This is a genomic window from Gammaproteobacteria bacterium (genome assembly GCA_013696315.1).
Classification (GTDB): Bacteria; Pseudomonadota; Gammaproteobacteria; order JACCYU01; family JACCYU01; genus JACCYU01.
This window is the reverse complement of record JACCYU010000065.1, coordinates 1-10,709: the sequence shown is the minus strand read 5'-3', so window position 1 is coordinate 10,709 and position 10,709 is coordinate 1. Positions and strand designations below refer to the sequence as shown.

Below are 10,709 nucleotides of genomic sequence, written 5' to 3'. Positions count from 1 at the left end.
GCCCCGTAAGGTGCTTCGCGGCGCCGTCGTCGCGAGGCACAGGAAGCCCGCCGGGAAGCGGTTCAAAATCCGCGGTCATACTGGAGGTGGCATCGAACCGTTGTCGGAAAATCATGATGGGTCACTCCTCAGATGAATTGCGTTAAGAGCATAAACCCACCCACAATCGCCATGGATGCCGCGAACACGCGCTGCAGCACCGCGCCCGCCAGCCGCGCCACAAGCAGCCGACCCAGTCCCATGCCTACGAGTCCGCCCAGCGCGAACAGGCCCGCCACCTCCCACGCCACCGCGTGCTCCTGCCACCAGCTCGCCGCAACCCCCGCGGCGCCGACCAGCGCAATAACGAGCAGCGAAGTCGCCACCGCGCGCCGGGTGCTCATCTGCGTGACGAGCAACAGCGCGGGGACGATGAGAAAACCGCCACCCACGCCGAAAAAACCGGACAGCACACCGACCAGTAGCCCGCAAGCCGCGAGGGTGGCGCTGCATCGCGTGTTCAGGCGTAGTTTGCCATCCTTGCTATATCGACAGACCGGACCGCTTCGGGTGGTGCGATCGTATGCAACCCCGCCCGTACGGTGCGCGCCTCGGCGGGCCGCGCACTGGCGTCGGCCCACATCCTGGCGGCGATGACAAGCATCAACACCGAGAAGCCGGTGACGATCGCCGCCTCCGAAGCGCTCCTGCCCAACGTAACACCAATGGGGGCGGCGATAACGCCGGTCGCCGCGAACACCAGCGCGGGACGCAGTTCAAGCAATTTTGCGCGCGCGCCATCGGCGGCGCCCGCGAGAGCGGTCAGCGCCACTGCCGCCAGTGAAACGGTTGTCGCTTCGTGCGGTGCGACCCCCAGACCATAGATCAGCAGCGGTACGGCGAATATCGATCCGGCGCCGCCGGTCAAACCCAGCGCGAGTCCGACCAGTGCGCCAAATACGAGGGTGAGTGTCATCGCTTTCGCGACGCGGGAATCATGGATACCACTGAAGATTCTGCGACGAGTCGCCTAAGTGAGCGCGTGGCACCGAGCCTGTACGCCAATCCTGTCGCTGTTCTGCCACATGATAGACACACATGCGGCGATCATAAAAGGTGTCGGCGGTCAGCGCGAGCACCCCGCGAAGCGATACGGCGGCCAATACCTCGGCACTTCCGCCGGCGGCTGGATAACGACGGGAATGTGAAAACTACAGGCAACCAGGAAAAGCTAAGGTTCTGAGACAAACCGGGTTGCCCAGAGGGATCGGCAGAGACCTTACGACTAGCTGTCCACCTGGTCGGTGCTGAGAAAATTACGCTCGGCGGTTGGGCCTTCCAAGGGCTGCTCCGATGACTCAGCCTGATCTTTAAGCTTCACCCCGGAAAGCTTGCGGCTGCGCGCCTCGCTCATGAGATAGCAGAGCTTGTGCGCGGCGCGGTCGAAGCTCAAACCCGCCGGGCGAATGTTGGAGATGCAGTTGCGTTCCGCATCGTTGCGGCCAACGCGCGGGCCGTAAGTGAAATAAACGCCCACGCTGTCCGGTGAACTCAAACCCGGCCGCTCGCCGATCACCACCACCACCATCTGAGCTTTCAGCACTTCGCCGATCTCGTCGCCTATCGCGACTCTCCCCTGCTCCACGACAACGACTGGCGCCAGCCGCCATTCTTCCGGCTTGAGCTTCGCGAGCACCGCATCCAGAAACGCCACGGCGTGCTCGTGAATACCCAGCGCCGACAAGCCATCGGCGATCACGAAAACGACGTCGATGTGATCCTCAAGTTTCGCGGCCCGGGCTTCGAGGTGGCTGCGCGAATCCTCGTCAAGTCGCCGCCCCCAGTCGGGCCGCTGCAGGTAAGTGAACCGGTCGGGCACCGCGCTGTGCAGGCGGATGACCTCCTGCCCCCGCTCGCGCAACGTACGCTCCAGCATTTCGCCGTCGAACGGCAGGTGCACCGCTACGCGCGCCTGCGCGTGCGCGACCTGAAACGCCAGGTGCGGCTGCGTCGGCTGACTCACACCCGCGCGGCCGAGCGCGATGCGCGCGCTGGTGAAGCGCCGCAATTGTTGCCACGGATTGGCTATGACCGGCGTGGTTTTGGAGTCTTGCATGTGAACGATCCCGTCAGGCGATGTGAGCCAGCGCGCGCTCGAACGGCTGCGGCAATTTTTCGCGCAGGCGGGGACGCTCGCCGGGCTCGAAGATGCCGGTTTTCTGTAACCACGCCTCGAACTCCGGCGCGGGTTTTAGTCCCAGCACCTGACGCACATACAAGGCGTCGTGAAACGAAGTGGTCTGATAGTTGAGCATGATGTCATCCGATCCCGGAATGCCCATGATGAAATTGCACCCTGCTACACTCAGCAGGGTCAATAACATGTCCATGTCGTCCTGGTCCGCTTCGGCGTGATTGGTGTAGCAGATGTCGCAGCCCATCGGCACACCCAGAAGCTTGCCGCAAAAATGATCCTCAAGCCCCGCGCGAATAATCTGCTTGCCGTTGTAGAGGTATTCGGGGCCGATGAAACCCACCACCGTATTGACCAGCAGCGGCTTGAACTTGCGCGCTACGGCGTAGGCGCGCGCCTCGCAGGTCTGCTGATCGACGCCGTGATGAGCGTCGGCCGACAGCGCGCTACCCTGGCCCGTTTCGAAGTACATGACGTTGTCACCCACGGTACCGCGTTTGAGCGCCAGCGCCGCATCGCGCGCTTCGTTTAACATCGACAAAGTCACGCCAAAGCTCGTATTCGCGCGTTCGGTGCCGGCGATGCTTTGGAACACCAGATCCACCGGGGCGCCGTTGTTCATGGCGTCCAGAGTGGTCGTCACGTGCGTCAGCAGACAGGACTGCGTGGGTATCTGATAGCGATCGATAATCGTGTCCAGCATGTGGATCAGGGTGGTGACCGCGGACACGCTGTCACTGGCCGGATTGATGCCGATCACCGCGTCGCCGTTGCCGTACAACAGGCCGTCCAGGATGCTGGCGGCAATGCCGTTGGGGTCGTCCGTGGGATGGTTGGGCTGCAGGCGCGTCGAGAGCCGACCCGGTAACCCCACCGTATCGCGAAAGCTGGAGGTCACGCGGCACTTCTGCCCGACCAGAATCAGATCCTGCAGGCGCATGATCTTGCACACGGCAGCCGCCATCTCGGGTGTCAGGCCCGGCGCCAGCGCGGTCAGTGCCTGTTCAGTGGCCGCATCGCCAAGCAGCCAGTTACGGAAGTCGCCCACGGTCAGATGACTCACCGGCGCGAACGCCTGTGAGTCATGATCGTCCACGATCAGGCGCGTGACTTCGTCGTCTTCGTAAGAAACCAGAGCCTCGTTCAGAAACGTTTTTAGCGGCGTCTCGGCCAGCGCCATCTGCGCCGCCACGCGCTCTGCGTCGTCGGCCGCCGCGACACCCGCAAGATCATCGCCCGAGCGCGCCGGGCTGGCTTTCGCCATCAGGGTCTTTAGATTTTGAAAGCGATACGTGGTGTCACCGATGGTATTTGAAAAAGCCGTCATGCACTTACCCCGTGTTCAAATCCAGAAATGCATCTGGAGAAACTCTGAAAAGCCTGTCATTTCGAGCGGAGCGAGAAATCCTGGCCGAGCAACCAAGTCGCCAATCCCGTAGCCTGCAGGATTTCTCCCGGAGCCTGCCCTGAGCAACGCGGAAGGGGTCGAAATGACACAAGAAGCCCTTGAAAGGCGCTGTCCTCACGCCAGATCGCTCTCCGCCGCACGAATGGCGTCGAACTCCTCTTCCGGCGCCTGCGCGACCAGATGGTGGCGGCTGTAAAACGCGAAGTACGCGATGAAAATCGCGTAGATCACCGCCGCGCCGATGACCACTCTGGGATCGACCAGGAAGCCCGCGACCACCGCTACGCAGGCTAACGCCAGCGCGATACCCGAGGTCACGACGCCGCCTGGTGTCCGGTAAGGACGCTCGAGTTCTGGCTCCTTCATCCGCAACCTGATGTGAGAGGCCATCATCAATACATAAGAAACGGTGGCGCCGAATACGGCGATCAGGATCAGCAGATCGCCCTGCCCGCTTAAGGAAAGCAGAAATCCGATGACGCCCGGAATTATCAGCGCGAGCACCGGCGATTTTCGCGTGCTCGTGACGGACAGGAATCGCGGCAGATAGCCGGCCCGCGATAGCGCGAAAATCTGCCGCGAGTAACCGAAGATAATGGAGAAAAAACTGGCGATCAGCCCGGCCAGTCCCACCAGATTGATGAACTGGCTCCCCCGTGTGCGGCCGCCGTATGCGGATTCCACGGCAGTGACCAGGGGATTGCCATCGTCCATCAGTATCGAGGCGCCGGATCCGCCGGGCCCTAAGGTCAGGATCAACGCCGCGAAGCACAGCAATACCAGCATCCCGCCGATCAGTCCGCGCGGCAGGTTCTTGTGCGGATCTTTGGTTTCCTCAGCCGCCAGCGGCACACCTTCTATAGCCAGAAAGAACCACATGGCGTAAGGGATCGACGCCCAGATGCCGACATAGCCGAAAGGGAGGAAGTCGCTGGCGCCAACGGCGTCCGTCACCGCAATGTCGAACAGTTTGTCCGCGCTGAAATGCGGGATCATGGCCACCACGAATACCACCAGCGCCAGCGCGGCGATGGCGGTGATGATGAACACGAGCTTCAGCGCCTCACCAACGCCGTAGATGTGAATGCCGACGAACACGGCGTAGAAGCCCAGATAAATCATCCAGCCGCCGACCCCAAACAGGGATTCGCAGTAAGAGCCAATAAAGACCGCGATGGCCGCCGGCGCGATGGCGTACTCGATGAGAATGGCGGTGCCTGTCAGGAATCCGCCCCACGGGCCGAAGGCGCGGCGCGCGAAGCCGTAGCCGCCGCCCGCGGTCGGGATCATCGATGACAGTTCGGCCAGCGAAAACACCATGGCCGTGTACATGGTGGCCATCAGCAAGGTGGCGATCAGCATGCCGCCCCAGCCGCCCTCCCCCAGACCGAAATTCCAGCCGGCGAAGTCGCCGGAGATCACATAAGCGACACCGAGCCCCACCAGCAATACCCAGCCGGCGGCGCCCTGCTTCAGGCTGCGTTGCTCGAAATACTCCTCGCCAACCCGCTCGTGTTCGACGGTGCGCTCGCGCGCCGGTGCTCTGGTAGCCATTACTGTACCTCGTGCAGAATCGCCATGTGTGGGGTCTCCCATACACAAGAGACCTACCGCCTGTCAACAGTGAACTATAGTCCACAAAAACGTCTAGCCCAGCCGGCCAAGCAGCGGTCACGGTTTCCGACACCGTAATTCTGCGACCCGATCTTGCGGCAATCCATCAGTCTGAATGAGTATCGACTTACTCCGTTTGGAGTATGACCAACGAGCGATTTACGCGCCGCCGTGCGCTACCAACAATCCGGCTCGCCATCCACGCGCTCGAACTGGCAAAATAGCACTGCCCATTCACCTCATAACGCTCACGTATGCCCGACATCGCCAGCTCCGACATCGACATCGCACGGCAGGCCCACAAGCGCAAGCTCGTGGAGCTCGCGGCCGAGCGGCTCGCCATCGACGAAGATGCGCTGGAACCGTATGGCCATTACAAGGCCAAGCTCAAACTGGATTACATCGACAGCCTGCAGGACCGCAAGGACGGCAAGCTGATTCTGATCACGGGCATCAGCCCGACGCCACCGGGCGAAGGCAAGACCACCACCACGGTGGGCCTGGGCGATGCGCTAAACCGCATTGGCTCGCGCGCGATCGTCTGCGTGCGCGAACCGTCGCTGGGGCCGTGTTTCGGATTGAAAGGGGGTGCTGCCGGCGGCGGCTACGCACAGGTCGTGCCGATGGAGGACATCAACCTGCACTTCACCGGCGACTTTCACGCCATCGGCCTCGCGCACAATCTGCTCGCGGCGCTGATCGATAATCACATCCAGCATGGCAACCGGCTGGACTTCGACTACCGGCTCATCACCTTGAAACGGGTGATGGACCTCAACGACCGCTCGCTGCGCAAGATCATCGTGGGGTTGGGCGGCACCGTGAAGAACGGCCATCCGCGCGAAGACGGCTTCGATATCGTCACCGCGTCGGAAGTCATGGCCATCCTGTGTCTCTCGACATCGCTCAAAGAACTCAAGACGCGGCTTGGCAACATCATCGTCGGCTATAACCACGACGGCGGCGCGATCCACGCGCGCGATCTTCACGCGCACGGCGCGATGACGGCGCTGCTCAAGGACGCGCTTAAACCCAACCTGGTGCAGACCCTGGAAAACACCCACGCGTTCGTGCACGGCGGGCCGTTCGCCAACATCGCGCACGGCTGTAACTCGGTGATCGCCACCCGCACCGCGCTCAAGCTGGCCGACTACGTCGTGACCGAAGCCGGCTTCGGCGCGGATCTGGGCGCCGAAAAATTCATCGACATCAAGTGCCGCAAGGCGGGGCTGGCGCCGTCGCTGGTGGTCGTGGTGGCGACCCTGCGGGCGCTCAAGTACCATGGCGGCGCCGCGCCCCAAGATCTCCAGCAGGAGGACGTGCACGCGCTGGAACGCGGTGTGTCCAACCTCGAACGTCACATCAACAACATTCGCAATCACTTCGGGCTGCCGTGCGTGGCCGCCCTCTATGCCTTCACCACGGATACGCACACGGAAATTGCGGCACTCCAGACCAAGGTCGCGCACCACGGCGTCAAGGTCATACCCTGCGATCACTGGCGCCGCGGCGGCGCCGGCGCCGAGGAACTCGCCCGCGAGGTGGTGGACGAGATCGCGCACGTGCCGCCCGACCTGCATTTCGTTTACGAGGATCGCGACACCTTGTGGACAAAAATCAACAAGGTCGCCGGCAAGCTGTACGGCGCGAGCGATGTTATCGCCGATACGCGTATCCGCGACAAGATCGCCAGGTATCAGGAGACGGGCTACGGCCATTATCCGGTGTGCATCGCCCAAACCCAGTACTCGTTTTCCACGGATCCGCTGCTGCGCGGTGCGCCCTCGGGACACGTGGTGCCGGTGCGGGATGTTTATCTGGCGGCGGGCGCGGAGTTTCTGGTAGTGATCTGCGGCGATATCATGACCATGCCCGGCCTCCCCAAAGTACCCGCCGCCGAACGCATCGATGTCGACGAGCACGGCGAGATCGTGGGGTTGTTCTAGCGGCCTCTGACAGACAAATCAGTAGTAGTTGTTTTTCGGAACCCTTCACTCTGTTCAGGATAAACTCCGTGAGGAATCTGGACCCCGCGCGTATCGGCAAAGCTCGTGCGTGGTCTTGCTGAACCCACAATAACTATCAGGAGATTCAGGCCGTGTCAGCAGAGATCGTAAAACCAACCGATTTTTCCATCCGCAGCTTTCACTATCGCACACTGATTGAAGACGGCGCGCGCTTCCAGGCCACGGCTGACGCCGCCGTGGTTCTGGACTACGGCATTGCGCCGGACGAAGAAGTAACGCACGCGCGGCATCTGGGGCTTGCGGACCTTTCGCCGCTGCCGCGCACCGGCTTCAAGGGCGGCGCGGCTATCGAATGGCTTGAGGCGCAGGGTCTTATCATCGACAACGAAAACAATCGCGCTTCGTGTCACGAGGGCGCGGGTGCTCCCGTGATCGCGCGGCTCGCGGACACTGAAGTCCTGATCCTCGGCGAGCTCGCCGGCATCGGCGAACGCTGCGAGCGGCTGAACCGGGCCCACGCGGAGCAACAGCCGGCGCGCTGCTTTCTCGTCCCGCGGCGCGACTCGTCGGCCTGGTTTATGGTTACCGGCGAATACGCAGGCGCGATGTTCGCCAAGCTGTGCGCCGTGGACATGCGGCATCACAAATTCCCGTCCGGCGCCGTCGCCCAGACCTCGCTCGCACGCATGAACGCCATCGTAATCCGCTGCGATCTCGGCGAGACGCCGAGCTTCCACTTGTTATTCGACAGCGCCTCGGCCGATTATCTGTGGGGCGTGCTCAAGGACGCCATGAGCGAGTTCGACGGACGGCCGGTCGGCCAAGCGGCCCTGCTGGAGCTGTAGAGGGCATTGTGGCAAGGGCAGATGCTTCACTTCGTTCAGCATGACAAATGTCGTTAACCACTTATACAAAACGCCAATCAATCTAACGATCCCCTCGTGAAATCGGGTTCCTGTGTCTCGTCCCACCGCTTAGGTAGAAGATAGTAATGGGTTGCAGTATGGATGCCCGGCCGCCCTATTTCTCCGGGCGCCGATCGCCCATTTTGCCCCGTCCGTCACGCCATAGCGTGCTTTCGTCTGCATGCAATTGAACCTGAAATCAAGTTCTGACTTACTCCAGCTAGGCACGCTGGTTACCGGTCGACGCGCTGCGAAGCGACGCCGCTTCGCTAGATAATGACACGGTCGCCGGTAATGCACAGGCCGCAACGGGCACCATAATGACCTCCACAGTGGAAGCGCCGGCCCTGGATTCCAAATGCGATCGATAGACGCCGGCCGCGCCGGAAACTTTCTCCCCTGATGTCGGCCGTGGCTGATCCCGCGAACTGGTCTTCGCGCGTGCTGGTCGTCGATGACGATCTCGCCACCCGGCTACTGGCGCGCGCGTCCTTGGAGCAAACCGGCATTGCGATCGAGGAAGCCGGAGATGGCGATGCTGGTTTATCGTTGTTCCTGTCCGCGCGCCCCCATCTGGTGCTGCTGAACGTTGAGTTGCCGCGGCTGGATGGTGTCGAAATATGCCGACGCCTGCGCGCATTGCCGGGGGGTGAGCACGTGCCAATTCTCGTGATGACCGGCCTGGATGATGTGACTTCCATCGATCGCGCGTATAAAGCCGGCGCCACGGATTTTGTAACCAGGCCCATCAACTGGTCCCTGCTGTGTTGCCGCGTGCGCTATCTGCTGCGCGCCCCTACCGCATTCAATCACTTGAGAATGGCGGAGGAGCTGCGCATTCGCGACCGCGCGATGGCCGCCAGCACCAACGGTATCTGCATCAGCGACTCCCGCCAACCTGACATGCCCATTATCTACTGCAACGCGGCCTTCGAGCACATGAGTGGCTATCGCGCGGATGAAGTAATCGGCCACAACTGCCGGTTTCTGCAGGGCGAAGATACTGATCGCCAGAGTGTGGGGGCGATCGGTGACAGCTTGCGCGCAGGGCGGCAATGCAAGATCACGCTCAGGAACTACCGCAAGGACGGGACGCCATTCTGGAACGAACTGACCCTGTCGCCGGTGCATGACGACCGGCATGTCCTGACGCATTTCATCGGCGTGCAAAGCGATACAACGCGGGAAGTGGAAGCGACAAACGCGCTCCGCGATCTGAATGAGAATCTGGAGTCACTGGTTCAGGAGCGCACCCATTCGCTGGCGGTGGCTGAAGAAAAGTACAGGACTATTTTCGAGAACGCCGTACAGGGGATCTTTCAGACTTCGCCTCATGGCCGCTATATCAGCGCCAACCGCGCGGCCGCCCGGATCTGCGGTTACGACAGTCCCGAAGAACTCATGGCGCAGCGCACCGACCTCGCGGCGCAGCTCTATGTGCAGCCGGGACTGCGGGAAGAATTTGCCCGCGCGATCGCGGCGAAGGGCCAGGTCGAGCACTTCGAGGCCGAGATCTATCGCCGCGACGGCAGTCGCATCTGGACTTCCGAAAACGTACGGTGCGTACGCGCCGCCGACGGAACGCTCCAGTACTACGAAGGCACCGTGATCGACATCACGGCGCGCAAGCGGGCCGAGGAGAAGATCCTTTATCTGGCTTATTACGACAGCCTGACCGGTCTGTCGAATCGCCAGTCATTCGTGGAACATCTGGAACGCACGCAGGCGCTGGCGCGGCGGCATGGGCGGATGATGGCCGTGCTGTTTCTCGATCTTGATAACTTCAAGCGCATCAACGACACCCTGGGTCATACTGCCGGCGACCGGATATTGGAAGCCGTCGCGGAGCGCCTGACGACGAGTGTTCGCGACAGCGACTGCATCGCGCGCGACCTCGAGCCGCAGATCAATCGCGATGTCGCCCGTTTCGGTGGCGACGAATTCATCGTGCTGCTGACAGAAATCAACCACATCGAAGACGCGGCGAGGGTGGCCAGGCGCATTCTCAATACTCTATCGCAACCGATGGTGCTGGGCGGTCAGGAACTGTTCGTCACCCCGAGCATCGGGATCGGCGTAATCCCGCACGATGGCCACGACGCCGATAGCTTGCTGAAGAATGCCGATGCGGCCATGTACCACGCCAAGGAAGCCGGCCGCAACACGTATCAGTTTTACGCCGCATCTATGAACGCGCGCGCACTGGAGCGGCTGGGACTGGAGAGCAGACTACGCAAGGCGCTGGAACACGGGGAGCTGCTGCTCCATTATCAGCCGCAGGTCGAGGTTGTCAGCGGCGAGATCGTCGGCGTGGAGGCCATGATTCGCTGGCAGAATCCGGAGCTGGGACTGGTGTCACCAACGGAATTCATTCCACTGGCGGAAGACAGCGGCATGATTGTCGCGATCGGCGAGTGGGTGTTACGCACGGCGTGCGCCCAGAATATGGCCTGGCAGAACGCGGGCTGCGCGCGGGTGCGCGTTGCCGTTAACATAAGCGGCCTACAGTTCAGGCGGTCCGGGCTGGTTGAGACAGTACAACGGATTCTGGCCGAGACCGGACTGCCGCCGGAATTTCTGGAGCTGGAGCTGACCGAAAGCACCATCATGCGTAACGCGGGGGAAACGATCGCTGCCCTGCA

The 10,709-nt window shown here is 61.9% G+C and carries 8 protein-coding genes; 3 read left to right on the top strand and 5 right to left on the bottom strand.

Annotation, left to right across the window (positions count from 1 at the left end; genetic code table 11):
• Window positions 1–128: 128 nt before the first annotated feature.
• From H0V34_03745 to eat, 5 genes are all read right to left on the bottom strand, one after another.
• Window positions 129–452 (bottom strand): TSUP family transporter, encoded by a 324-nt coding sequence (locus tag H0V34_03745; protein MBA2490841.1) that lies wholly within the window; start codon window positions 450–452, stop codon window positions 129–131.
• Between the two features lie 47 nt (window positions 453–499).
• On the bottom strand, window positions 500–955 hold the full coding sequence (locus H0V34_03740) for a sulfite exporter TauE/SafE family protein (GenBank protein ID MBA2490840.1): 456 nt from the start codon (window positions 953–955) through the stop codon (window positions 500–502).
• Window positions 956–1,264: 309 nt separating this feature from the next.
• The gene (gene eutC / locus H0V34_03735) at window positions 1,265–2,095 is read right to left on the bottom strand and encodes an ethanolamine ammonia-lyase subunit EutC (protein ID MBA2490839.1); all 831 of its coding nucleotides are present in this window, start codon (window positions 2,093–2,095) and stop codon (window positions 1,265–1,267) included.
• Window positions 2,096–2,108: 13 nt separating this feature from the next.
• Complete coding sequence (locus H0V34_03730) at window positions 2,109–3,500, bottom strand: ethanolamine ammonia-lyase subunit EutB (GenBank protein MBA2490838.1); 1,392 nt, start codon at window positions 3,498–3,500, stop codon at window positions 2,109–2,111.
• 195 nt (window positions 3,501–3,695) lie between these two features.
• Window positions 3,696–5,135: an ethanolamine permease gene (eat, locus tag H0V34_03725; GenBank protein ID MBA2490837.1), complete on the bottom strand. Its 1,440-nt coding sequence runs from the start codon at window positions 5,133–5,135 to the stop codon at window positions 3,696–3,698.
• Window positions 5,136–5,449: 314 nt separating this feature from the next.
• Between eat and H0V34_03720 the strand changes: the two genes are divergently transcribed.
• From H0V34_03720 to H0V34_03710, 3 genes are all read left to right on the top strand, one after another.
• On the top strand, window positions 5,450–7,141 hold the full coding sequence (locus tag H0V34_03720) for a formate--tetrahydrofolate ligase (GenBank protein ID MBA2490836.1): 1,692 nt from the start codon (window positions 5,450–5,452) through the stop codon (window positions 7,139–7,141).
• 152 nt (window positions 7,142–7,293) lie between these two features.
• The gene (locus H0V34_03715; GenBank protein ID MBA2490835.1) at window positions 7,294–8,007 is read left to right on the top strand and encodes a sarcosine oxidase; all 714 of its coding nucleotides are present in this window, start codon (window positions 7,294–7,296) and stop codon (window positions 8,005–8,007) included.
• 471 nt (window positions 8,008–8,478) lie between these two features.
• On the top strand, window positions 8,479–10,709 hold a 2,231-nt coding region (locus tag H0V34_03710), incomplete at its 3' end, for a diguanylate cyclase (GenBank protein ID MBA2490834.1).